We start from the raw sequence: 23,681 nt of genomic DNA, 5'->3' as shown, positions 1-23,681 counted from the left end.
ATTTCCACGTCGCAGAACAATTGCTCGTAAGTCACGTCGATCACCTCCTTCCGGATTCAAGGGCGACGCGATTTTCAGCGTCGCTTCGCCAGCAACCACCGGGTCGAATTGGGCGCGGCGGTCGTCAGGGTGAGCCCGGCCGCCGTCAGCTCGTCTCGCACGGTCGCCGGGCTGACGCGCTGCAGCACGAGCGACTGGTGCCATCGCCGGCCGTCGGCCGTCAAGGTGAACTCACCCGTGATGATGCCGCCGGCGTTGGAGTGGATCGTCAGGGTCGCTGCCGCTTGCCCGAACGTCACGGTCTTGGTCCAGCCCTGCTGCCGGGACGCCAACATCGAGGGCGGCACCCATTCGATGATGACCTGCCCGCTCGGCGCGAGATGGTGGGCAAACGTTGCCAGCATCGATCTGCGCAGCGGGGCGTCCGGGTAGTTGATCAGGTTGGAGACCAGCAGCACGGCGTCGAACTTCTCGGCCAGCCGGACGTCCTCGATGCGGGCCTGAATCGCTCGGGCGCGGCGGATGTGTGCGAGCATCTCGGGCGAGTCGTCGACGGCCGTGACCCGATGACCGAGCGCGGCCAGAGCGTCGGCGATACGCCCGGTGCCGGAGCCCAGCTCCAGCACCGAACTGTTGGGTGTCAGCAGCGACTGAATGTGCTCGATTTCGCCCAGTGACGGCATCCGCCGGTAGATTTCGACCGCGCTGCCGTCCTGTGTCACTACACTGACACCGGGAATCGTTGCGCTGCTGGACATTCAGTTAGTTTTCCGTCAGGGCCGATCATCATATCGTCAACCATAGTTGACGGAAACCTATAACGCCGTGGCGCCGCGGGCAAGCCGCGTTTGCGGAATCCTTACACCCGCGCGCCCGGTCCCAGGCCCAAATGCTCACGCAACGTCTCACCGGCGTACTCGGTATGCAACCCACCGCGCTCCTGCAACAGCGGCCCGCGTATTCGACGCGGCGGATTCGGTCCGGGTCGAGGTAGGCGCCGTCCTCGACGTCGGCCGGCGCACCACCTCGACGTAATCCCGGGCTTCTTCGAACAATTCGTCGGGATTCACCGAGCGGCGGCCGAACAGGGCCGCCCCGTGAGTAATGACCCTGAGCCTCGGCTGCCAGCCGGTCCGGTCGTGCGACATAAAGTCAAGCGTGGTAACGGCTTTCGAGATGCGGAAGGCTCTAGACCAGCGTCGCGGTGACGTATCTGGGTGTGATCGCCACGTCACGAGGCCGGACACTCCAGCGGCCGGGCATTCCCATCGCGGCGAACAGTTCGACGACGTCGCGGTCCACCGTCTCCCAGCCGTTGGATGCCAACCATTCCGGCAGATAACGGTATTCACCCGGATACGTCAGCGCTGCCAGGTCTACGTCCAGGCCGAACTTGCGCCAGCGGTCGACGAAAGCCCGTCCCGCCTTCTGCTGTAACGGTGTCCAGGTGGGCATGTGATCGGCGGCGAACCGGCTGCCGAGCGCACTCACCGCGGTGACGTCTTTCAGCAGCCGCTCCTGCCCGCCGGGCGGCAGGTAGCCCACGAGCAGGTTCTCGGCAATCCACACCGTGGGCTGGTCCGCGTCGAAACCGACCCGCCACAAGGCCGCCAGCCAATCCTGACGAAGGTCGATGCCGACCGCACGGCGGTGCGCTGTCGGCTTGGCGCCCAGCCCATACAACAAGCGGGTTTTGAATTCGATCACTCGGGGCTGGTCTATCTCGTACACCGTTGTTCCCGGTGGCCACCACAGCCGGTATGGCCGGGCATCGAGGCCCGACCCCAGGATCACCGCCTGACGAATCCCCGCCCGGCCCGCGTCGGCAAGGAAACCGTCGAGGAATCGGGTGTGGGTCACCAGGATGTCGATGAGCGCGGCCGTTGTCCGGTTTTCGGCCTCGTCGGTCTCCACCAGATCGCCGTCGATAATCCGGGTGAAGTACGGCACTCCCGCGGCGCGAACCAACGGTTCGGCGAACGGGTCGTTCAGCAACCCGGCGGCGGCGCCGACGGCCCTGGCGGTGGCGCCGAACGTCGCGGTTACCCCGACGCCGGTCGCCGGATCCCAGTCGTCGTCATCGGTGCGTACCATCTGCCCTCACCCCGTCAGGGCCTCGTCACACATCCGAACGGCGGCGCAGCATCAGCCCGGCGGCCGCGCGCCAACCGAGCAATAACACGCCGGTGACCGACGAGGCGACCACGACGAAACTCACCGCCACACCGGCCGCCGTGGCCTTGCGCAACACCATGCCGACCGCCACCGTGCCGATCCACACCATCACCCCGGTGGGTGTCACGCTGGTGGGCCGTCGCCAGCCCCGCGACACCAGCCATCCGGCGAGGGTCCCGCTCAGAAACGGCCACGCGGTTGTCGCGACGCCGGCGACGCTGATGCCCTCGGCATGGCTGCGGCGCCCGAGGGTGCAGAAGATCAGGACGGCGACCACGTCGGTTGCCAACGCGCCCATCCAGGAGAGCCGGCGCCGCGGTTGCATGGAGCGAGATTACCGGGCCGGGCAGGATGTTGGTCATGAGCACTGACACACCGCCCGCCTTCGACCGCTACGACCCGCTCGGGCTGGACGCGTCGCTGTCCGCCGATGAACTCGCGGTCCGCGACACCGTACGGCAATTCTGTGCCGAACAGGTGACGCCGTTCGTCACCGAGTGGTTCGAGAACGGCGACCTTCCGGTGGCCCGCGAGCTGGCCAAACAGTTCGGCCAACTCGGCCTGCTGGGAATGCATTTGCACGGCTACGGATGTGGGGGCTCGTCCGCGGTCCACTACGGCTTGGCCTGCCTGGAGCTCGAGGCCGCCGATTCCGGCATCCGGTCGTTGGTATCGGTGCAAGGTTCGCTGGCAATGTTCGCCATTTGGCACAACGGCTCCGAGGAGCAGAAGCAGCAATGGCTGCCCGGCATGGCGGCCGGTGAGCTGGTCGGCTGTTTCGGGCTGACCGAACCCGACGCCGGATCCGACCCGGCCGCCATGAAAACACGGGCCCGACGTGACGGCTCGGATTGGCTGCTCGACGGGCGAAAGATGTGGATCACCAACGGTTCGGTCGCCGACGTGGCAGTCGTGTGGGCCGGCACCGACGAGGGAATCCGCGGATTTGTCGTGCCCACCGACACCCCGGGCTTCACCGCCAACACCATTCACCACAAGCTCTCGCTGCGAGCGTCGATCACCAGCGAGTTGGTGCTCGACAGTGTCCGGCTGCCCGCCGAAGCGATGCTGCCCGCCGCTATTGGACTCCGGGCGCCGCTGGCGTGCCTGTCCGAGGCGCGTTACGGAATCGTTTGGGGCGCAATGGGTGCGGCGCGCTCGTCGTGGCAGTCCGCGCTGGACTATGCTATACAGCGCACCCAATTCGGCCGTCCCATCGCCGGATTCCAGTTGACTCAGGCGAAGCTTGTCGACATGGCCGTCGAACTGCACAAGGGCCAACTGCTCGCGCTGCATCTAGGACGGCTCAAAGACCGTGTCGGCCTGCGCCCCGAGCAGGTCAGCTTCGGCAAGCTCAACAACACCCGCGAGGCGATCGAGATCTGCCGGACCGCGCGGACCATCCTGGGCGGCAACGGAATATCGCTGGAGTACCCGGTGATCAGGCACATGGTCAACCTGGAATCGGTACTGACCTACGAGGGCACCCCCGAGATGCACCAGCTGGTGCTCGGCCAGGCCTTCACCGGCATGGCCGCATTCCGCTGAGCCAGCCCGGGCCGATGGTTCAGCCGGCACGTTCTATTCGAATCCGCCCCACCCGTGACGCCAGGACAGTAGATGATGGGCGTATGTCACACCGGATCGTCGTCGCCGTGGCTGTGTGCGGGCTGTCACTGGGCGCTCTGACAGTGGCCCCCAAGGCAGTCGCCGAGCCCACCGTTACGCTGCCGCCGATGACCTCCACCGGCAGCGGTCCGATGATCGCCGGCCCCGGCGCGGCGCCGGGCCTTTCCCAGCAACTGACCGGCCTCAACAACCCGAATGTCCAGGAGGTCGACGGCTCGGACGCGGCTCAATTCATCATCGCGGCCGCCTCGGTGACCGACCCGCAGCTGGCTGCGCCCTTCGTGCTGCTGCACCGTGCGTTGGCCTGCCAGGGCAACGGTGCGGGGTCGGGTCCCCCGTTCGGGGCCCGCGCCTACCGGCGTGCGGACGGGCTGTGGGGAGGCGCGATGCTGGTCGCGGCCAAGAGCGCCACTGCGAACGTCGACGCATTGGTCAGCTGCGTCAAGACCAATTGGCGCCGGTCCACCGCGGGCGGCGAAAGCGCCATGTGCAACAACGGCTGGACCACCCCGACCGACGGCGATCTGCGTCGCACCGAGGTCTACTACATCTTGCTCGCCGGCACGGCCGCAGATTTCTGCACCGGGCTCAACGCCAGGTACGCCACTAACGCCAGCGGCTGGCCGTGAGCCGGCCCCGTCGCCCGGTCCGTCGCGACGCACGGGACCCGGCGGGCTCATCCGCCGAACAGCGGGCGCGGCATCACCGTGGGGGGCGCCCCGGGCCGTGGCGTCGTGCCGTTCAGGCCGCTCGCACCACCGCGGCTGGGCATTCCGGCAATCGGCAACCCGCCCAACAGGTTTCCGCTCGCACCTGACTGGGCGGCCACAACACCGGCGGCGCCGCTCCACGGCGCGGCCGCGGGGCTGACCGTCATTGCGGTCGAGGCCCAACTCGACGGCACCGACAACGGTCCCAGCGACGCGGCCTTGCCCACCTCGGCCGCGACGGCCGATGCGGTCCCCGCCGTGAAAAGCCCTGCCGCCGGCGCCACCGCTCCGACACCGGACAGCGCCGAGCCCAGCGTTGCGGCATCGCTGGCCACCGCGGTGGTGGACGAGCTGAGAAGCTTTGCCACCGAGCTCACCGAGGACATTGCCGACATCGTCGAACTCATCGTCGAGGCAGCCGCGCTGGCGGGCGAAGTCAACGAGGTCAGCAGGCTCAGGCATTCCGCGAAGTTCCACCCCGAAGCCGACGCCGTTACCGGCTGGGCGAGATCGCCACCGCTGCCTGGCCTATCCAGGTGTGGCCGGTGACGGCCGAGATGGTCGCGGCGCACGAATCCGCCGCGCAGTACAGCTCGTCGGCTACTGCTTCCCACGCTGCCGCCGCGCCCAGCAGCGACCCGGCGCCAGGGCCGGTATACATTTTCGCCGAAGTGGCTTCGGGTGCCAATGCACCAAAATCCATTTCGCTTGACCTTCAACTGAATTAGCTCTACGCACACTGCGCTCAACGTCAGATGCGGCGCTGCACAGCCGCTTTGACGCCTGAGGCGACGGCGGAAATGCCGATCACAACGAAGACGACCGCCGAAGACATACCGATTGTCGGTTTTCAGGCGAGCCGAAAACGGCGCGCGGCCGCTTGACCGGTCAGCGACGCGCTACCCAGAGCCGGGTCAAGAGCACCCGACCGGAGATGGCCCAATGTGGCGTGGCAGGCGGACTGCGCCCACCGAACGCCACCGGGTCAACGAACAGACCAACGAGACCGACCACCGCGAGCATGGCGACGACACCCAGGGCCGGCGTGACCGACTGCGGCAGTATGGCCGTCGCCAGCTTGCCGGGACACAGCGATGCCGCAGCGTCGGAACGCTGCGCGTGCTTCCCGTTGATCACCAACTGATGGTCGGCGTCGCGAGGCGCGACTGTGATAGGTGGGCCGGGGAAAATTCCCATCGCGGCAACCCGCAATGACCGCCTGCCACCCCGAGCAGCAACGCGGCCAGAGCCGCGATGAGCGCAGATCGCCCAAGCAGCCTCGAGACAGTGCCCGCCTGCCGGAGGGCCACGGCGGCACCATATACCCCCACCCGTATATTGCAACCGTTGTGCCGCTCCGCGGAAAGGCACCGCACTTCATCGCGACCGCACCCATCCGATAGCGCCACCAAACGAACGAGACTGGCCGGCAATAGGTTTGCTTCCGAACACGACCGGAAAGCAGACGCAGATGATGCTCGGCGCACGGTGGGGCCCGGAAACAATCGACGTCAGCCCGGGCGAAGTCGTACGGTATACATGCGCCGCAGTGACCCTGAGACTGTCGCAGCGAATGACGAAAACTGAAGGAGGACCATGACGCCCCCACCCAGCGAAGGCTCGTCCGTCGGCAGGCGCCATCACGTCGTCATCATCGGCAGCGGTTTTGGCGGGCTGACCGCGGCCAAGGCGCTCAAGCGAGCCGACGTCGACGTCACCCTCATCTCCAAGACGACCACCCACTTGTTCCAGCCGCTGCTGTACCAAGTGGCCACCGGAATTTTGTCCGAGGGTGACATCGCCCCGACCACCAGGCTGATCTTGCGCAACCAAAAGAACGTGCGGGTGTTGCTGGGTGAAATCATCGGCATGGACCTGAACGCAAAGACGGTCACGTCGAAATTGATGGACATGGAGACGGTCACGCCGTTTGACAGTCTCATCGTGGCAGCCGGTGCGCAGCAGTCCTATTTCGGCAACGACGATTTCGCCATCTTCGCGCCCGGCATGAAGACCATTGACGATGCCCTGGAGCTGCGTGGGCGGATCCTGGGAGCGTTCGAGGCCGCCGAAGTCGCCACCGACCATGCCGAGCGCGAACGCCGGCTGACTTTCGTCGTGGTCGGGGCCGGTCCCACGGGCGTGGAGCTCGCCGGGGAGATTGTCCAACTCGCCGAGCGCACCCTCGCCGGGGCATTTCGAACCATTACGCCCAGCGAGTGCCGGGTGATCCTGCTCGACGCCGCGCCCGCGGTACTGCCGCCGATGGGCCCGAAGTTGGGTCTCAAGGCGCAACGAAAGCTCGAGAAGATGGACGTCGAAGTCCAGCTCAACGCGATGGTGACCGCCGTGGATTACAAGGGCATCACGGTCAGGGACAAAGACGGCACCGAGCGCCGCATCGACTGCGCGTGCAAGGTGTGGGCGGCCGGCGTACAGGCCAGCCCGCTGGGCAAGATGGTGGCCGAACAGTCCGGGGGAACCGAAACCGATCGCGCCGGACGGGTAATCGTGGAACCCGACCTCACCGTCAAAGGACACCCGTACGTCTTCGTGGTCGGTGATTTGATGTCGGTGCCCGGTGTACCCGGGATGGCCCAGGGCGCCATCCAGGGGGCACGCTATGCCACCACGATCATCAAGCACGCGGTGAAAGGCCATGACGACCCGGCCAACCGCAAGCCGTTCCACTATTTCAACAAGGGCAGCATGGCCCTCATCTCCCATTTCAGCGCCGTCACCAAGATCGGCAAGGTGGAGTTCGCCGGATTCTTCGCCTGGCTGGCGTGGCTGCTGCTGCATCTGCTGTACCTGGTGGGCCACCGCAATCGCATTGCCGCCGCGTTCTCCTGGGGGCTGGCCTTCCTGGGCCGCACACGCGGGCAGATGGCCATCACCAGCCAGATGGTCTACGCCAGGCTGGCGATGCGCTATGTCCAGGCGCGGGCCGAAGAAGGCGCCCTGGCCGCTGCCGAACAGGCCGAAAGGGCCGAACAGCGAGCGGTCGGTTAGGTTGCCGTCCAGGACGCTGGTCGCCGCGCCGGCGTCCCGTAGCCGGCGGACGTTACCTGCGCCACCGCAGTCGCCGAGAAGCCGGTGCGCGGTCTGCCCGCCCGTATCTTCGCTCAAACCTCTTGTGGTGGCGGATTTCCGGGGATGACTTACGTGCTCAACCGGTCGGCTGTGATGCTGCCGCATCGAGTGTGCGGTGACGGCTTTGAGTGTGTATGTAGGGCGGGAAAAGCGCCGCGGGCCGCCCTGGCGGCACACTCGACGCCCTGGCGGCACACTCGACGCCCTGATTGACATACCCACCCAACCGCGTCCGCCAACACTCACCGCGACAACCTAACGCGCCCAAGATATTTGGAGCGCGAGAGCCGGGCACTACAGACGCCGACTAGCTCAACGCCCGGTCCAGATCGGCGATCAGGTCGTCGGTGCCTTCCAGCCCGACCGAGATGCGGACCACGTCGTCACCCAGGCCGATCGCGGCGCGGCCCTCCGGGCCCATGGCCCGGTGCGTCGTGGTAGCCGGATGCGTGACAAGCGATTTCGCGTCCCCGAGGTTGTTGGAGATATCGATCAGCGCAAGCTTGTCGAGCACCTCGAACGCCCGTTGCTTGGCCGCACTCTCCGGAGCGTCCAGCGCGAAGGTGACGACGGTTCCGCCGCCGGACATTTGCCGCTTGGCCAGGTTGTATTGCGGATGTGACGGCAAAAACGGGTAGCGCACCCAACTCACCGCGGGATGGGCTTCCAGGAACGCGGCGATCCGCAGCGCCGAGGAATTGCTGTGCTCGACCCGAACCGCGAGTGTCTCAAGGCCTTTCAGCAGCACCCAGGCATTGAAGGCGCTCATCGCCGGTCCGGTGTGGCGCATCAGTTTCTGCACCGGGCCGTCGATGTACTCCTTGTCACCAAGGATGGCGCCGCCGAGCACCCGGCCTTGGCCGTCGATGTGCTTGGTGCCCGAGTACACCACCACGTCAACCCCGAGCGGAAAGCCCTGCTGCAGCAATGGCGTGGCAAAAACGTTGTCCAGCACGACTTTTGCACCGGCGGCATGTGCCAGCTCAGTCACCGCGGCGATGTCCACCAGCGACTGCATGGGATTCGCCGGCGTCTCGAAGAACACCGCTCGGGTGGGCTTGGAGGGGTCGGCCAGCGCCTGCTCCCATTGCGAAAGGTCGTCGCCGTCGACGAAAACCGTCTGCACTCCCCAGCGCGGCAGGATCTCGTTGCACACCACAAAGCACGATCCGAACAGGCTGCGCGCGGCCACCAACCGATCCCCGGCCGCCAGCAGCGCGCCCAGCGAGGTGAACACCGCCGCCATGCCGCTGGCGGTGGCGAATGCCGCCGGCGCTCCCTCGATCAGTCGCAGCCGCTCCTCGAACATCGATACGGTCGGGTTGCCGTAGCGCGAGTACACGAAGTGGTCCAGCTCGCCGGCAAACGACTGCTCGGCCGTCGCCGCCGACTCGTAGACATAGCCGGACGTCAGATACATCGCCTCGGCGGTCTCGTCGAACCCCGAGCGCAACAGCCCGCCGCGCACTCCGATGGTGGCCTGGCTGACACCGTCGGGCAGCGGCTTGGGCGTGCGGACCGAACGCGCGCCGGTCATCGCCGCCACCCCGTCACCGGATCACCCCTGCCTCCACGGCAATCCGATTGCCCGCCAACCGACCACACCACGATGACCCTCGGCGTCGAGGTGCCCTTCGAAGCCGTCCAACACGTTGTAGGCCGGCGTGATCCCGGCGCCGGTTGCGGCTTCGGCAGCGCCGATGGAGCGATGACCGGAGCGGCACAGGAAAACGACCGGCCGCTCGCCCGGACCTTCCGCGGGCGCGATGGCGTCCTGCAGTGCGGCGACGAAGTTCGGGTTGCGCGCTCCGTCGACGGTGTTCCACTCGATGTAGACGACGTCGCGGCCCAGGCTGGACAAGTCCGGTACACCGACGAAATGCCACTCGGCGGCGGTCCGCACGTCCACCAACACAGCCTCAGGGTTGTCGCTGAGCATGGTCCATGCTTCGAACGGCGTTAGATCTCCCGCGTAGCTCACCTGCCCGAGTCTCGCATACTGAGCCGGTCGGCGACGTCTCGGGCGCGGCCGCGCGCGGTCCCCACGTCGGGCGCGGTCGCCAGCGCCACGCCAAGCCTGCGCGCTGCGGCGGCGCGCGCACTCGTAAACACCCGGACATCGCTTTCCGGGACGCTCAGCGCGGCCGTCAGCGTCTCGGCACTGGGCGCCACACCCGCCGCCGCCCGGCCCGGGCCGACCACCCGAGCGGCGCCCGGCGACACCATCAACGTGTCCACCCCAAGGCCCATAACCGCCCGGGCCTGCAACTCGAAGGCGGAAAGCCGCTGGCTGCACAGGGTGACCCAGGCGCTGTCGCCCGGCCACGCGGTGACGTCGGCGAAGTACACCTCGTCGCCGTTGACCATCAATTCGACGCTGAAGACACCCCGTCCGCCGAGTGCCTTCACGATGCGGGCGGCTATCGACCTGGCCGCGTCGTGCGCGGCGGTACTCAGCTGCTGCGGTTGCCAGGATTCCAGGTCCCCGTCACCCCGGTCGTCTGCGCCGCGATAGCCGACCGGCGCACAAAAGGTGATTTCCGGTCCCGCCGGCCCGTCGCTGCACACCACGATCAGGGTGACCAGAACCTCGATATCGACCACCCTCTCGGCCCACACCCTGGGAGGTGCGCCCGCGAGCTCACCTCCGGCTGCGAGATGCCAGGCACGCTCGATCTCGTCGGGCCCGCGGACCACCGACCGCTCCCGACCGCTTACCTTGGCGACGGGTTTGACCATCAACGGGTAGCCGGCGTGAGCGGCCACCGCCTGGAGTTCGGCAAGCGATGCGACGAACCAGAACGGTGCGGTAGGCAGGCCGAGCTCGTCGGCGGCCAGCTTGCGCAGGCCTTCCCGGTCACGGGTCAGCCGGACGCTGCGGGCGCTGGGCACCAGCTCGGTGTACCACCCGTCAGACCGAGCCTGCCGGGCTTGGCCGGCTTGGAGAGCATCGAGTGCGTCGACGCTGACCACGTCGGTGAGCGTCACCACGAAGTCCGGATGCAGCCGAGCAAAGAGCGCCGCCAGCTCGTCGGCATCGGCCATTGAGACGACAAGCGCCTGGTCGGCGACGCGGTGCGCGGGCGCATCGGGGCGTTCGTCGGCAGCGATCACCTCTGCGCCAAAGCCTTGTAACGCAACTGTCAGCTCCCGGCCCAGCTCATCCGAGCCCAGCAACAGCACCCGCGGCCTGCCATCGGGCTCGGCCGCCGCCGGCAGGCCGGTTGCGGCGGGCGACACATCCAGGGCCGTCGTCGCGTCGTCCCGGGCCGGACCGTCGCCAGCCGCCGGCCGCTCGTCATTACCGGTGAGCTCATCCCGTCCCTCGGTCAAGCCGTCAGTCACCAGCTCACCCTCTCCATCGGTAGTGGTCCCGCTGCTCAAGGATAGGGGCGCTGGCGCGGGTGCCGAACGCGGCGGGACCAGCGAGGCCCGCGGCAACGCAATTACCCGCCGTAACCGTGGGCTCGCTAAGAGAAAGGCGCTTCTGCGCTCATTTCTCGAGTTTTTGTGTAACCCTGCTCACAGCCCGGTGTTTGCCTCGCCTACGAGCATGTGGGTCGGGTGAGTGGCGGGCGGTCATTTGCGCCATCCGAATAGAAGGCCCTTCGCGGACCGCGCAATTTCCGTCAAGGAGAAGTTCATGTCTTTCGTGATGACCCGGCCGCCGGTGGATGCGGCCGGCGATGCGACTCACGCCGCGGCGGCGGGCCGGGGGGGGACATCGCGATGATGATGGGAATGGACTTCGCGGCACTGCCGCCGGAAATCAATTCCGCAAGGCTGTATGCCGGTCCCGGCTCAGCTCCGCTGCTGCACGCGGCGGCGGCCTGGGAGCGGCTGGCCAACGAACTGAACGCCACGGCCGCGTCGTATTCCGCGGTGATAGCCGGGCTCACCGGCGACGAGTGGCGAGGCCCGTCGGCGCTCTCGATGGCGGCCGCGGCCGCGCCCTACGTGGCGTGGATGCGGGTCACTGCGGCTCAGGCCGAGCAGGCCGCGGCTCAGGCCGTTGCCGCGGCCAACGCCTACGAATCGGCGTATGCGGCGACGGTGCCCCCGGGGGAGATCGCGGCCAACCGCAGCACCATGGTCGCGCTGGCGCGGACGAACATCTTCGGACAGAACACGCCGGCGATCGCCGCCAGTGAAGCCGATTACAGCGAAATGTGGGCTCAGGACATTGTCGTCATGGACGGCTACGCCGGCAGCTCGGCGGCCGCGTCGGAGTTGCCGCCGTTTGCCGCCCCGCCCCCGACCACGACCGGGATCCAACCGGCGCCCGACGCCACCACCGCTCAGGCGGCCAGCACGGCCGCCCCGGCGGCGGCTGCGCCGGCAGCCGCAGTCGTGGAATTGCCCGACTTGGTGAACCTGCCCACACCGCTTGGGGAACTCGACTTTCTGGTGGCCGCGGCGGTGATCGTCGCAGCCGGCAGCTGGGGGCTGCAGGCGGCGCAGCTGATCGAAATCTATCGCCACGACGAGGTCGATGAATGGGAGAAGGATCTGGGTGCGAGACAACCCGACGAGAGTGCCGACGACGGATCGACCTGTGTCCCCAGCCCCGGCCGCGACAGCACTGGCCGCGTCCCCCTGCCAGGCCGGGTGTTCACCCCGCCCCAGCCGCCGATCGCCGCGCTGTCCGGCTACTCGGCCAATATCGGCGGGCTCTCGGTGCCGCAGAGCTGGATGCTTCCGCCGGCGGTGCGCCAGGTCGCTGCGATGTTCCCCGGCACCACACCGATGTACATGACGGACGGTTCGGACAGCGGCTACACGGGCATGGCGGCGGCGGGCTTGGCCGGGACCAGCCTGGCCGGCCTGGCAGCCCGGGGCGGCGCCTCCTCGCCCACCCCGGCCGCGGCCGCACCGGCAGCGGGTGGCGGGGCCGCGGCGGCCGGCAGACCTGCGGCGAACACACCCTCGATCCCGGCGGCCGCCGGCGCGAACATCCCGGGGTTGCCGTCCGGTTTACCGCCCGGCGTGGTGGCCAACCTGGCCGCGACGTTGGCGGCCATCCCGGGGGCGACCATCATCGTGGTGCCGCCGAACCCGAGCCAAAGCCAGTAGCTTCCCGTTAGGGCTGGCCGGGCAGCAGCCGCACCATCAGGCCGTTGCCCTCGGCCAACACCGTCTCGCCAGGGCCGCGGGCGTCGACCAATTCCGCGGACACGAACGCTTTGCGGCCCTCGCTCCGGGTCACCCGTCCCCGGATGACCAGCGGCGCATCGATCGGGGTGATTTTGCGGTAGTCGACGTGCAGGAAAGCCGTCCGGCTGATCGGCCGCCCCGCCGCATGCGACACCATGCCGAACATGTGGTCGAACAGCAACGGCAGCACGCCACCGTGCACCGCGTGGTTGCCCCCGACATGAAACCGGCTGAACGAACCCGTCATTTCCACACCGTCGGGCCGGTAGCGGGTCAACGTCCACGGCGGCAGTAACAGGCTGCCCATGCCGGGCAGATCGGGGGTCCGCCCGGCCGGCCCCTTGCCTTCCTCGGCCCGGTACGGACCCAGCAGCTCGACCAGCGCGGCGGCGCGCTCGGCGGCCTCGTCCCACACGTCGTCACCCGGGTCTGCCGACACCGCCAGGTCCTGCAACCGGCGCATCGTCGTCACGAAACGGCGGAAACCCGCGCCGGGGCTGGCGGGGGCGTATTCCGGAAAGCCGCCGTGGTGCTGGTATTCGGGATCTTCTTCTTCGGGGCATCCGTCTGACGCCAGCGAGGAATAGTGCGTCACGGACGGGCCGCCAGGACGTCGCGGCGCACGATGGTCTGATCCCGTCCGGGACCGACACCGATGCACGAAACCGGCGCTCCGGCGAGCTCTTCCAGCCGCAGCACGTAGTCACGAGCCTTGGCCGGCAGGTCGTCGAAGTCACGCGCGGCGGAGATGTCTTCCCACCATCCCGGCAGCTCCTGGTAAACCGGCTCAGCATGGCACAGATCACTCTGGGTCATCGGCATCTCGCCGGTGTGCTTTCCGTCGATCCGATAGCCGACACACACCGGCACCGTTTCCAGGCTGGACAGCACGTCGAGTTTGGTCAGGAAGAAGTCGGTGATGCCGTTGACCCGGGTGGCGTAGCGCGCGACGACGGCGTCGAACCAGCCGCAGCGCCGGCGCCGGCCGGTGGTCACCCCGAATTCGCCGCCGGTCTTGGACAGGTATTCGCCGTTCTCGTCGAACAGCTCGGTGGGGAACGGGCCCGAGCCCACCCGGGTGGTGTAGGCCTTGAGGATGCCCAGCACCGTGCGAATCCGGGTAGGGCCGATGCCGGAGCCCACGGCCGCCCCCCCCGCCGTCGGGTTCGACGAGGTCACATAGGGGTAGGTGCCATGGTCCACATCGAGCAACGTGCCCTGGGACCCTTCCAGCAACACCGTTTCGCCGGCATCGAGCGCGTTGTTGAGCAGCAGCCGGGTGTCGGCGATGCGATGGCGGAAACCGTCGGCCTGCTCCAGCAGCGATTCGACCACCTGCGCCGGCTCCAGGGCCTTGCGGTTGTAGATCTTGACCAGCACCTGGTTCTTGAATTCGAGTGCGGCCTGGACCTTGTGGGCCAGCTGCTCGGGGTGGAGCACATCGGCGACCCGGATCCCCATGCGGGCCACCTTGTCCTGGTAGCAGGGGCCGATGCCGCGGCCGGTGGTGCCGATCTTCTTGCTGCCCATGTAGCGCTCGGTGACCTTGTCGATGGCCACGTGATAGGGCATCAGCAGATGCGCGTCGGCCGAGATCAGCAGCTTGGAGGTGTCGACCCCGCGCTCTTCCAGGCCGTGCAGCTCGTCGAGCAGGACCCCGGGGTCGATCACCACGCCGTTGCCGATGACGTTGGTGACGCCGGGGGTCAGCACACCCGACGGGATGAGGTGCAACGCGAAGTTCTCGCCGGTCGGCAGCACGACCGTGTGCCCGGCGTTGTTGCCGCCCTGGTAACGCACCACCCACTGCACCCGCCCCCCGAGCAGATCGGTGGCTTTACCCTTGCCCTCGTCGCCCCACTGGGCGCCGATCAGGACGATTGCCGGCATGACGCGCTCCCACCTGCTCTCGCGGGTTGTGCCCGCCTATTGTGGTCCAGCCGGTGACTTACCCTACCCAGCGGTTTGCGAGGAACCATGCATAACGGGGCGAAACTGCCCAGCACCGCGGTATTGGTGTTCGGTGATCGGCCGGTGCCCGCCACCTTGACCGGCCTGCCGACGCACCGACCCGGCGACCTCGACACCGCAGTCTGCTCCTACCGGCGGCTCATTGTGATCGGCGATGACGCCGACCTGGCCGGCGTGCTGACCCGGCTGCTGCGCGCCGGCCGACTCGACATCGAGGTGGGCTACGCGCCGCGTCGGCGCACCAGGGCCTGCCGGGTGTATCGATTGCCGGCCGGGCGCCGTGCGGCGCGGCGGGCGCGGCGGGGAACGGCCCATCGGGTGCCGCTGATCCGCGACGAGACCGGGACGGTGATCGTCGGCCGGGCCGGTTGGCTGCCGCTGGACCGGGCGCGGCTGATCCGCGGCGAGGCCGTGGTCGACGACACCGTGTTGTTCGACGGCGACGTCGCCGGGGTGTGTATCGAGCCGACGCCGGAGTTGCCGGGCCTGCGGGCCGCACTGGACACCGTACCGTGGCGCCGCTGGGTCAGCGGACGGGCCGCTCAGCTGGGCACCACCGGCGCCTTGGTGAAGCGCGACGGTGTCGCGGCACCCCGATCGGTGCGAAGATCCGCGTTCTACCGCCACGTCGAAGGCTGGCTGCTGGTCCGGTAGTTTTCGACCGGTGAGAGAGAGAGGCCTGCACGAGTCGGTGCGACCCAGCCCGATCTTTCTGGGCCTGGTCGCACTGACGGCCGTGGGCGGGGCGCTGGCGTGGCTGTCCGGGGTCAGTGCGCGGCCATTGGCCTATGCCGGAGTGTTCATCTTCGTGATCGCCGGCTGGTTGGTCTCGCTGTGCCTGCACGAGTTCGGGCATGCGTTCACCGCCTGGCGATTCGGCGACCACGACACCGCGGTGCGCGGCTACCTGACCCTGGACCCGCGGCGCTACAGCCATCCGGCCATGTCGCTGTTGTTGCCGATGGTCTTCATCGCGCTGGGTGGAATCGGCCTGCCGGGCGCGGCGGTCTACCTGCGGACGTGGTTTATGACGCCGACCCGTCGCAGTCTGGTCAGCCTGGCCGGACCGGCGGCTAACCTGGCGCTGGCAGTGCTGCTGCTGACCGCAACCCGGTTGCTCTACGACGAGCACCACTGGGTGCTGTGGGCCGGGGTGGCGTTCCTGGGCTTCCTGCAGATCATGGCGGTGGTGCTGAACCTGCTGCCGATCCCGGGCCTGGACGGTTACGACGCCCTGGAGCCGCACTTGAGTCCGCAGACGCAGCGGGCGCTGGCGCCGGCCAGGCAGTTCGGCGTCTTCATCCTGCTGTTCGTCCTGCTGACACCGGTACTGAACCAATGGCTGTTCGGGATCGTGGGCTGGCTCTTCGACTTTTCCGGAGTGCCGCACGTGCTGGCGACCGCAGGCAATTCGCTGACTCGGTTTTGGAGCCGCTGGATCTGATCATGTTGCGATATATGCGTTGTTATGCATATATTACTGGTCATGGGCGCTGTCCACAATCACACCTCGCATGCCCCGGCCGGGGCGGACGTCTCTCGCATGATCCCGCGGATGATCGCGGCCGCGGCCATCCTGGCGGCGTTCTTCGTGGTGGAACTGACCACGGCGCTGCTGATCAACTCGATCGCCCTGCTGGCCGATGCCGGACACATGCTCACCGACGTCGTCGCCGTGTTCATGGGGCTGGCCGCCGTCGTGCTCGCCAGGCGGGGCAGCTCGTCACCGGCCCGCACCTATGGTTGGCATCGAGCCGAGGTGTTCACCGCGGTAGCCAACGCGGTGCTGCTAATCGGGGTCGCGCTGTTCATCCTCTACGAGGCGGTGGACCGTCTTCGCGAGACTCCCGCGGTGCCCGGGATGCCGATGATCGTGGTGGCGCTGGCGGGCCTGGTCGCCAACTTCGTCGTGGCGATGTTGTTGCGGTCCCATTCCGAGGGAAGTCTGGCGGTCAAGGGCGCCTACATGGAAGTCGTGGCCGATACCGTCGGCAGCTTCGGCGTGTTGATCGCCGGCGTGGTGACCGTCACGACGCGGTGGCCCTATGCCGACGTGGTGGTGGCCGTGCTGGTCGCGCTGTGGGTAGCGCCCAGGGCTCTGTCGCTGGCCCGCGCAGCATTGCGCATCCTTTCCGAGTCGTCGCCCAGCCACATCGACGTGTCGGAGCTTCGGACGGCGCTGGGCTCCGTGGACGGTGTGACGGACGTGCACGACCTGCACGTGTGGACCCTTGCACCCGGAAAGGACATGGTCACCGCACACCTGACCAGCGGCGGCGAGTTGACCACAGTGCTGCGGGAGGCGCGTGCGCTGCTGTACGACCGGGGGCTGAAGCACGCCACCGTTCAGGTAGAGCTGCCCGAGGATGCCCGATACTGCGCTGCCAACCTGTAACCATGACTGCTGACCGCCTGATCCGGCCGCTGCGCGACGCCGACCTCGCGGCAGCGAGCGCGATCTGCCGACGGGCATTCGCAACGTTCATGAGGGTGCCCGACACGCAGACCTTCTGGGCAGATCGTGAGTATGTCCGGACACGGTGGCGCACCGATCCGGATGCCGCGCTTGCCGCCGAGGTAAACGGCGCCGTGGTGGGCTCGAATTTCGCGACCAAGTGGGGCAATTTCGCGTTCTTCGGACCGCTGACGGTGACACCGGAGCTGTGGAATCAAGGCATCGCTCAGCAGTTGATGACGGCCACGATGGAGCTGATCGACTCCTGGAATGTGACCGCAGCAGGGCTCTTCACGTTTGCGCACAGCCCGGGCCACATCCACCTCTACCAGAAGTTGGGCTTCTGGCCTCGGTTCCTGACCGGGCTACTCGCCAAGACGGCCACCGAGCCGGCGGCCGTCTCGTTCACCAGACTGTCGCAGGCCAGCGCCGCCGAACGGACCGGTCTGATCGATGCCTGCCGTGCCCTGACCGACGACATCTACGACGGCCTGGACGTCAGCGCCGAGATTCGGTCGGTCCACACCCAGCAATTGGGCGACACCGTGCTGCTGTGCAGCGGCGACTCGCTGGACGCATTCGCGGTCTGCCACCTGGGCACCGGTGCCGAGGCCGGCGCGGACACGTGCTATGTCAAGTTCGCCGCTGTCAGCCCGAGGACATACGCCGAACGCGTCTTCGGGCAGTTGCTGGATGCCTGCGAAACGCTCGCCGTGCATCAGGGCATGCGCCGAGTGGAAGCGGGCGTCAACCTCAACCGTGGCCGGGCTTATCAGAGCATGCTCCGTCGCGGCTTCACGGCCGAGTCGTACGGCGTGTCGATGCACCGACCCGATGCACCCGCCTACAACCGGCCCGACACCTACGTGTCGACGACCTGCGGTGACCAACCCGGTCAGAGGCCCAGCGCCGGGCGCGCCGCGGCGTCGCAGTCGTCCAGCAGGTCCACGCACCGGTCGTACTCGTCGGTTTCCCCGATGGCATCGGCGGCCCGCGCCAGCGCCGCCACGCAGCGCAGGAAGCCTCGATTGGGCTGGTGCGAATACGGCACCGGACCGAAGCCCTTCCAGCCGTTGCGGCGCAACTGGTCCAGGCCCCGGTGGTAGCCCGTACGGGCGTAGGCGTAGGCGGTGATGGCCTTGTCGTCGGCAAGCGCCTCCTCGGCCAGCGCCGCCCAGGCCACCGACGCCGACGGATGTGCGGCGGCGACGATGCCCGGGTTTTCTCCGGCCAGCAGCTCGGCCTCGGCGTCACTGTCGCCGGGAAGCAGGATCGGATCAGGCCCTAGAAGATCACCCATCGGCGTCATGACCCCTATTCTGCAACTTCGCCCATCCGCCCTCTTCGGGCCGGTGGTCATTTCCCAAGGACCCCGCCCCACCTCGGCGATCGGGCGAATCGGGGGTCGAATCGCTAAGCTCCGAACTACCCACTCGATAGCGAGAGGACAACAGCGCTTATGCCCAACGCACCCGAACCCGACCGCGGCGACACCGAAACCGGGGACCAGTCGGCCGGCAATGAAGGCGCCGCAGGCACCGAGGGCCAGCCTTTGATCCCCGACCCTCTGATTCCCGATGACGCCGAAACCGAGACCGTGGTGATCTCCACCTCCGACCCGGCGGACAACCCGGGGTCGGCAAACGCGGACCTGCCGCGCGAACGCCGCTTTACCGCGCCGGGCTTCGACGCTAAGGAGACCCAGGTCATCGCCACCTCTCCCGAGCCGGCCACCGAGGTCTTCCACACCTCCCCGGCACCGCCCGGTCCCCCGCCGCCGATCGGCGGACCACCGAAAACCGCTATGCCACAGTCGATTCCGCCTCGCAGTGGCAAGCCGCCATTGCGACAACGCAACTGGGGTTGGGTGTTGGCGATTGTCGTGATCGTGCTGGCGGTGGCGGCCGTCGCCATCCTGGGTACGGTGCTGTTCACCCGCGGCAAGCACGCGAAAGTGTCGCAGGAAGAGCAGGTGCGGCAAACCATTCAGAGTTTCGACGTGGCGATCCAGACCGGCGATCTGACCACGCTGCGCAGCATCACCTGCGGCACCACCCGCGACGGCTACGTGGACTACGACGAACACTCCTGGAGCGAAACCTATCGACGGGTTTCGGCGGCCAAGCAGTATCCGGTCATCGCCAGCATCGACCAGGTGGTCGTCAACGGCCAGCACGCGGAAGCCAATGTCACCACGTTCATGGCCTACGACCCGCAGGTCCGCTCGACGCGCAGCCTCGACCTGCAGTTCCGCGACAACCAGTGGAAGATCTGCCAGTCCCCGAGCTAGTAAGGGGGCGAGCAGTCGCAAAAGCCCCCGACACGCCGGCCGTGCGGGGGCTTTTGCGACTGCTCGGCGCAGCTAGCCGAGGGACTTTCCGGCGCAGTGCAGGTCGTTGCAGGCCTCGATCACCCGCTCGGTCATCCCGGCCTCGGCCTTCTTGAGATAGCTGCGCGGGTCGTAGACCTTCTTGACCCCCACTTCACCATCGACCTTGAGCACGCCGTCGTAGTTGGTGAACATGTGACCGGCGATCGGGCGAGTGAACGCGTACTGGGTGTCGGTGTCGACGTTCATCTTCACCACGCCGTAGCGCAGCGCCTCCTCGATCTCGGACTTCAGCGACCCTGACCCGCCGTGGAAGACGAAATCGAACGGCTTGGCGCCCTCGGGCAACCCGAGCTTGGCCGCCGCCACCTGCTGCCCCTGGGCCAGGATGTCGGGACGTAGCTTCACGTTGCCGGGCTTGTAGACGCCGTGCACGTTGCCGAACGTCGCGGCCAGCAGGTACTTGCCGTGTTCACCGGCGCCGAGCGCGTCGATGGTTTTCTCGAAATCGTCCGGGGTGGTGTAGAGCTTGTCGTTGATTTCGTTGGCGACGCCGTCCTCTTCGCCGCCCACCACGCCGATCTCGATCTCGAGGATGATCTTGGCGGCGGCCGCCGCCTTGAGCAGCTCCTGGGCGATCACCAGGTTCTCGTCGATCGGCACCGCCGACCCGTCCCACATGTGCGACTGGAACAGCGGATTGCCGCCGTTGCTCACCCGCTCCGACGACAGAGCCAGCAGCGGCCGCACGTAGCTGTCGAGTTTGTCCTTGGGGCAATGATCGGTGTGCAGCGCGACGTTGATCGGGTACTTGGCCGCGACGACATGGGTGAACTCGGCCAGCGCAACAGCACCCGTCACCATGTCCTTGACGCCGAGGCCGGAGCCGAACTCCGCACCCCCGGTGGAGAACTGGATGATGCCGTCGCTGCCGGCGTCGGCGAAGCCTTTGAGTGCGGCGTTGACGGTCTCCGACGACGTGCAGTTGATGGCCGGAAACGCGTACGCGTTCTCCTTGGCACGTCCCAGCATCTCGGCGTAGACCTCGGGCGTTGCGATAGGCATGAAACTTCCTCCTCGAAGAACGCTGGGTGTACTCAGTATTGCAACTCACCAGTTTGTGTCCAGGCCGGTGGGTCTGGCCCGGTATGTTGGGACATCGTGAGCGTCGCCGTGACGGCCCTGCCGGACATTCTCGACCCGATGTACTGGTTGGGCGCCGACGGGGTTTTCGGATCCGCCGTGTTGCCCGGGATCTTGATCATCGTCTTCATCGAGACCGGCCTGCTGTTTCCGCTGCTGCCCGGGGAATCGCTGCTGTTCACCGGCGGACTGTTGGCCGCCAGTGCGAACCCGCCGGTCACCATCGGGGTGCTCGCCCCAGCCGTGGCTGTGGTGGCGGTGCTCGGCGATCAGAACGCGTACTTCATCGGCCGCCGGATCGGGCCGGCACTGTTCAAGAAGGAAGATTCGCGGTTCTTCAAAAAGCACTATGTGACCGAGTCGCATGCATTCTTCGAAAAATACGGGCCCTGGACGATCATCCTGGCCCGCTTCGCGCCGTTCGTGCGGACCTTCGTCCCGGTGGTCGCCGGCGTCTCCTACATGCGCTATCCGGTATTTCTCGCGTTCGACATCGTCGGCGGCATCGCCTGGGGCGCCGGCGCGACGCTGGCCGGCTACTTCCTGGGCAACGTGCCGTTCGTGCACCACAACCTGGAAAAAATCATCCTCGGCATTCTGTTCGTCTCGCTGCTGCCGGTGATGACAGCGGCGTGGCGTACCTACCGGTCGCGGCGGCGGGACAAGGACCGCGACAAGAACGAGGCCGCACTACCCGAGTGAGCTGACAACGGCGACGCTGTGGGCGGCCTCCATCAGCATCCAGCCCGACAGCTGGACCGACAGATCGCGCTCCGGGATCTCGGAGCTGTTCACCGCCCCCGCGACGAACTGAGCCTGCTGTCCGCCCGCGGCGGGCAGTTCGGCGTTACGGTCCCAGAACGCCCCGAATACCGGCAACCCGTCCACCGTCTGCCGATAGTCCCACGCTGATTTCGCCGACGACAGCACTACCTTGGCGGCGGTGCGGCGAGCCGCGACGTCGTCGGCGGCGTCGCCCGGCAAAGTGGTGGCCACCAGCGCAAGGTAGCGAGCGGTGATACCCGCGAACAGACCGCCGTCGCCGCCGCCGGCGCCGCGCAGCACACCCGCCGGAGCCATGTGCTCGTCCACGGCGGCGACCAGCCGCTGCACCCGGGCGAAGTGGCGCTGGTCGCCGGTGCGCGCCGCTAATTCGGTCTCCAGGCCGAGCACCACGCCCTGGCAGTAGGTGTACTGGGCACGGACCAACGACCCGTCCTTGATGCCGTCGAACACCAGATGCGTCTCCGGATCGATCAGCGTGCGGTCGACCCAGTCGGCCATCTGCTGGGCCCGCTGCAGCCAGTCGTCATAACGGGCCAGGAAGATCCCGGCCGGGCCGTTGGCGGGGGCGTTGAAGAACTGGTCCTGCTTGCGCCACGGGATACCGCCGCCGTCCTCGGGTGCCCATGCCGTGACGAACTGGTCGGCGAGTTTGGGCAGCGCGCGCCGCCGCTGCACCCCGGCGATCCGGGCGGCACGCTCCAGGGCCAGCGCCAGCCACGCCATGTCGTCGTAATAGCTGTTGGTCCAGGAGAAGTTGTTGCGCAGCCGATGCGAGCGCACCTGCCGGTTGATGCTGGTGTGTCGCAGCGGCTGTGGGTCCCGCAGCTGCGCATCGAGCAGGCAATCCAGCAGATGCGCCTGCCACCAGTAGTGCCAGGTGCCGAACAATCGGTCTTTGCGGGCCGCCGGCCAGGCCACCACGCCCAGCTGCGTCCCCGGCATCGCCCAAAGCCGTCTCAGGTGCCGCTGGGTGACGGCGGCTTCGGAGGTGGCGGCCCGGTTGGCCCAGAGCTGGTCCATGCCTGCCGACCCTATCGAGTGCCGGCGAGCACGAACAGCTGACGCAGGCCGGCCAGTGAGTGGGCGGACAGAAAAAGATCACAATAGGGCAGCGCCACCGCCATCGAACCGGTCAGCGGCCGGAACTCCGCCTGCGCGGCGCGTGGGTTGAGCCAGATCAGCAGCTCGGCGCGGCGACGCACCCGGGCGAGCGCGTGGTCCAGCACGTCGGGAGGATCGCTGTCCCAGCCGTCGGAGGCGATGATGACCACCGCGCCGCGCAACGCATTGCCGTAGGGCGAGGCCAACAGGGCGCCGACGCTGCGGCCGATGAACGTGCCGCCATAGCGGTCGGTCACCTTGGCGTTGGCCCGTTGCAGCGCGACCTCGGCCGAGCGGTGCGACAACACCGCGGTGAGCCGGGTCAGGGACGTCGAGAAGGCGAACACCTCGGGCCGGATTCCCGCCTGGCGCAACGCTGCGGCTCGCATCAAGTGCAGATAGATCGCGGCGTAGGGCTGCATCGACCGGCTCACATCGCAGACCAGCACGATCCGCCGGGGCCGGCGGCGCCGCCTGGTTCGCGCCAGCAGCATCGCCTCCCAGCCGGTCGACCGCGACGCGTTGATGGTCGCGCGCAGATCGATGTGCTTGCCGTGCCGGCTGGACTCCAACCGCAGGCTGCGCCGACGCGGCCAGCGTTGCACCGCGGTCTCCAGCCACGCCCCGAGCAGCCTGAGGTCGTCGCGATCGAACCGGTCGAACGGTTCGTCGGCCAGGGCAGCGATGCGGCTGGGCAGGTACTCCGGCAGGTGGACACTGGGGCCGGCGGCGCCGGTCTCTTCGGGGCTGGTCCGGGTGGCCCACGGCAAGGTGTCGACGCCACCGCCAGATCGGCTGCCGGCGCGGTGCCCGGTCCCGGCCGCGGGGGTGCGGGCGCCGGCAAACGGCAGCGACGGCGCGGGCGGCCCGGCGGCATCACGGTCGAGGGCGCCGAACAGCGCGGCAAACACCGCATCGAAGGCGACCAGATCTTCCATCCGGTTCACCAGGGTCAAGCGGGCGGCCCAGTACAGCGCCACCGCGGTGTGCGGCACCAACTGGCGCAGCGCCTGCACGAAGCTCGTCTGTCCGCCGGCCGACACCAATATCCCGGCGCTGCGCAGCCGTGCCACCATTGCGGCCGCGAACGCCGCCAGATCGACGCCCCGCAACAACGGCGTGTTGATGGGCATGT

Annotated in this window: 24 protein-coding genes and 1 pseudogene; 10 read left to right on the top strand and 15 right to left on the bottom strand. The window is 67.7% G+C overall.

The features are described from left to right. Nucleotides 1-74 precede the first annotated feature (74 nt). The 3 genes from EET10_RS02825 to EET10_RS02815 all read right to left on the bottom strand — a co-directional run bounded on the left by EET10_RS02825 (nt 75) and on the right by EET10_RS02815 (nt 2,500). Nucleotides 75-758, bottom strand: coding sequence for a class I SAM-dependent methyltransferase (locus tag EET10_RS02825; RefSeq protein ID WP_063467539.1), 684 nt, complete (start codon nt 756-758; stop codon nt 75-77). Between the two features lie 430 nt (nt 759-1,188). After that, entirely contained in the window at nt 1,189-2,094 is a 906-nt protein-coding gene (locus tag EET10_RS02820) for an SAM-dependent methyltransferase (protein WP_122501883.1), read from the bottom strand. A gap of 25 nt (nt 2,095-2,119) precedes the next feature. Then, entirely contained in the window at nt 2,120-2,500 is a 381-nt protein-coding gene (locus EET10_RS02815; protein ID WP_036398861.1) for a DUF3054 domain-containing protein, read from the bottom strand. A gap of 35 nt (nt 2,501-2,535) precedes the next feature. Between EET10_RS02815 and EET10_RS02810 the strand changes: the two genes are divergently transcribed. Together EET10_RS02810 and EET10_RS02805 are read left to right on the top strand one after the other, a co-directional pair. Continuing rightward, complete coding sequence (locus tag EET10_RS02810) at nt 2,536-3,723, top strand: acyl-CoA dehydrogenase (protein ID WP_122502730.1); 1,188 nt, start codon at nt 2,536-2,538, stop codon at nt 3,721-3,723. 83 nt (nt 3,724-3,806) lie between these two features. Then, complete coding sequence (locus EET10_RS02805) at nt 3,807-4,433, top strand: hypothetical protein (protein ID WP_099187967.1); 627 nt, start codon at nt 3,807-3,809, stop codon at nt 4,431-4,433. Between the two features lie 47 nt (nt 4,434-4,480). Here EET10_RS02805 and EET10_RS02800 read toward each other — a convergent pair whose 3' ends face one another. The 3 genes from EET10_RS02800 to lpqS form a co-directional block, all read right to left on the bottom strand. Beyond that, nucleotides 4,481-4,900: a PE/PPE C-terminal domain-containing protein gene (locus EET10_RS02800; protein WP_167480121.1), complete on the bottom strand. Its 420-nt coding sequence runs from the start codon at nt 4,898-4,900 to the stop codon at nt 4,481-4,483. Nucleotides 4,901-5,007: 107 nt separating this feature from the next. After that, the gene (locus EET10_RS02795) at nt 5,008-5,217 is read right to left on the bottom strand and encodes a PPE domain-containing protein (protein WP_081260638.1); all 210 of its coding nucleotides are present in this window, start codon (nt 5,215-5,217) and stop codon (nt 5,008-5,010) included. A gap of 185 nt (nt 5,218-5,402) precedes the next feature. Beyond that, nucleotides 5,403-5,711 carry a putative copper homeostasis (lipo)protein LpqS gene (lpqS, locus tag EET10_RS02790; RefSeq protein ID WP_051490226.1) on the bottom strand — a complete coding sequence of 103 codons (309 nt, stop codon included), beginning with the start codon at nt 5,709-5,711 and terminating at the stop codon, nt 5,403-5,405. A 399-nt stretch (nt 5,712-6,110) separates the two neighbouring features. Between lpqS and EET10_RS02785 the strand changes: the two genes are divergently transcribed. Next, nucleotides 6,111-7,526 carry an NAD(P)/FAD-dependent oxidoreductase gene (locus EET10_RS02785; protein WP_063467543.1) on the top strand — a complete coding sequence of 472 codons (1,416 nt, stop codon included), beginning with the start codon at nt 6,111-6,113 and terminating at the stop codon, nt 7,524-7,526. A gap of 388 nt (nt 7,527-7,914) precedes the next feature. Here the strand turns inward: EET10_RS02785 and EET10_RS02780 are convergent, their stop codons facing one another. Genes EET10_RS02780 through purT form a run of 3 tightly spaced genes read right to left on the bottom strand, consistent with a single transcriptional unit; the run spans nt 7,915 to nt 10,952 of the window. After that, complete coding sequence (locus EET10_RS02780) at nt 7,915-9,144, bottom strand: O-succinylhomoserine sulfhydrylase (RefSeq protein ID WP_036399631.1); 1,230 nt, start codon at nt 9,142-9,144, stop codon at nt 7,915-7,917. Between the two features lie 21 nt (nt 9,145-9,165). Then, on the bottom strand, nt 9,166-9,588 hold the full coding sequence (locus EET10_RS29950; protein ID WP_036398871.1) for a rhodanese-like domain-containing protein: 423 nt from the start codon (nt 9,586-9,588) through the stop codon (nt 9,166-9,168). Beyond that, complete coding sequence (gene purT / locus EET10_RS02770; protein ID WP_099187965.1) at nt 9,585-10,952, bottom strand: formate-dependent phosphoribosylglycinamide formyltransferase; 1,368 nt, start codon at nt 10,950-10,952, stop codon at nt 9,585-9,587. The genes EET10_RS29950 and purT overlap by 4 nt, the downstream gene beginning before the upstream one ends. Nucleotides 10,953-11,348: 396 nt before the next feature. Here purT and EET10_RS02765 point away from each other — a divergent pair, with 396 nt between their 5' ends. Continuing rightward, entirely contained in the window at nt 11,349-12,680 is a 1,332-nt protein-coding gene (locus EET10_RS02765) for a PPE family protein (protein ID WP_122502729.1), read from the top strand. 7 nt (nt 12,681-12,687) lie between these two features. On the opposite strand, the gene EET10_RS02760 is transcribed toward EET10_RS02765, so the two are convergent. Then, entirely contained in the window at nt 12,688-13,338 is a 651-nt protein-coding gene (locus tag EET10_RS02760) for a PaaI family thioesterase (RefSeq protein WP_122502728.1), read from the bottom strand. Between the two features lie 14 nt (nt 13,339-13,352). Beyond that, nucleotides 13,353-14,651, bottom strand: coding sequence for an adenylosuccinate synthase (locus tag EET10_RS02755; protein ID WP_063467547.1), 1,299 nt, complete (start codon nt 14,649-14,651; stop codon nt 13,353-13,355). An 87-nt stretch (nt 14,652-14,738) separates the two neighbouring features. Here EET10_RS02755 and EET10_RS02750 point away from each other — a divergent pair, with 87 nt between their 5' ends. The 4 genes and pseudogenes from EET10_RS02750 to EET10_RS30455 all read left to right on the top strand — a co-directional run. Beyond that, the gene (locus tag EET10_RS02750; RefSeq protein ID WP_036398873.1) at nt 14,739-15,386 is read left to right on the top strand and encodes a hypothetical protein; all 648 of its coding nucleotides are present in this window, start codon (nt 14,739-14,741) and stop codon (nt 15,384-15,386) included. 10 nt (nt 15,387-15,396) lie between these two features. Then, nucleotides 15,397-16,176: a site-2 protease family protein gene (locus EET10_RS02745; protein WP_036398875.1), complete on the top strand. Its 780-nt coding sequence runs from the start codon at nt 15,397-15,399 to the stop codon at nt 16,174-16,176. Nucleotides 16,177-16,218: 42 nt separating this feature from the next. Beyond that, nucleotides 16,219-17,127 carry a cation diffusion facilitator family transporter gene (locus EET10_RS02740; RefSeq protein WP_063467562.1) on the top strand — a complete coding sequence of 303 codons (909 nt, stop codon included), beginning with the start codon at nt 16,219-16,221 and terminating at the stop codon, nt 17,125-17,127. 2 nt (nt 17,128-17,129) lie between these two features. Beyond that, a pseudogene (locus EET10_RS30455) lies at nt 17,130-17,519 on the top strand (GNAT family N-acetyltransferase); the annotation flags it as partial. A gap of 563 nt (nt 17,520-18,082) precedes the next feature. Here the strand turns inward: EET10_RS30455 and EET10_RS02730 are convergent. Beyond that, on the bottom strand, nt 18,083-18,496 hold the full coding sequence (locus tag EET10_RS02730) for a DUF3151 domain-containing protein (protein WP_081260640.1): 414 nt from the start codon (nt 18,494-18,496) through the stop codon (nt 18,083-18,085). 150 nt (nt 18,497-18,646) lie between these two features. On the opposite strand from EET10_RS02730, the gene EET10_RS02725 reads away from it, so the two are divergent. Beyond that, nucleotides 18,647-19,477: an Rv0361 family membrane protein gene (locus tag EET10_RS02725; protein WP_063467550.1), complete on the top strand. Its 831-nt coding sequence runs from the start codon at nt 18,647-18,649 to the stop codon at nt 19,475-19,477. 72 nt (nt 19,478-19,549) lie between these two features. Here EET10_RS02725 and fbaA read toward each other — a convergent pair whose 3' ends face one another. Further along, nucleotides 19,550-20,581, bottom strand: a complete 1,032-nt coding sequence (gene fbaA / locus EET10_RS02720) for a class II fructose-bisphosphate aldolase (protein ID WP_036398877.1) — start codon at nt 20,579-20,581, stop codon at nt 19,550-19,552. Between the two features lie 96 nt (nt 20,582-20,677). On the opposite strand from fbaA, the gene EET10_RS02715 reads away from it, so the two are divergent. Next, the gene (locus EET10_RS02715) at nt 20,678-21,361 is read left to right on the top strand and encodes a VTT domain-containing protein (protein WP_063467551.1); all 684 of its coding nucleotides are present in this window, start codon (nt 20,678-20,680) and stop codon (nt 21,359-21,361) included. Here EET10_RS02715 and EET10_RS02710 read toward each other — a convergent pair. Both EET10_RS02710 and EET10_RS02705 read right to left on the bottom strand, forming a co-directional pair. After that, nucleotides 21,350-22,465, bottom strand: a complete 1,116-nt coding sequence (locus EET10_RS02710) for a glycoside hydrolase family 76 protein (RefSeq protein WP_036398878.1) — start codon at nt 22,463-22,465, stop codon at nt 21,350-21,352. The genes EET10_RS02715 and EET10_RS02710 overlap by 12 nt on opposite strands. An 11-nt stretch (nt 22,466-22,476) precedes the next feature. Further along, the gene (locus EET10_RS02705) at nt 22,477-23,679 is read right to left on the bottom strand and encodes a vWA domain-containing protein (protein ID WP_425293758.1); all 1,203 of its coding nucleotides are present in this window, start codon (nt 23,677-23,679) and stop codon (nt 22,477-22,479) included. Between the last annotated feature and the right edge of the window lie 2 nt (nt 23,680-23,681).

This window comes from Mycobacterium pseudokansasii (genome assembly GCF_900566075.1).
GTDB classification, from domain to species: Bacteria; Actinomycetota; Actinomycetes; order Mycobacteriales; family Mycobacteriaceae; genus Mycobacterium; species Mycobacterium pseudokansasii.
The sequence above is the reverse complement of the archived record's forward strand: the minus strand, read 5'-3'. Positions and strand labels throughout refer to the sequence as shown.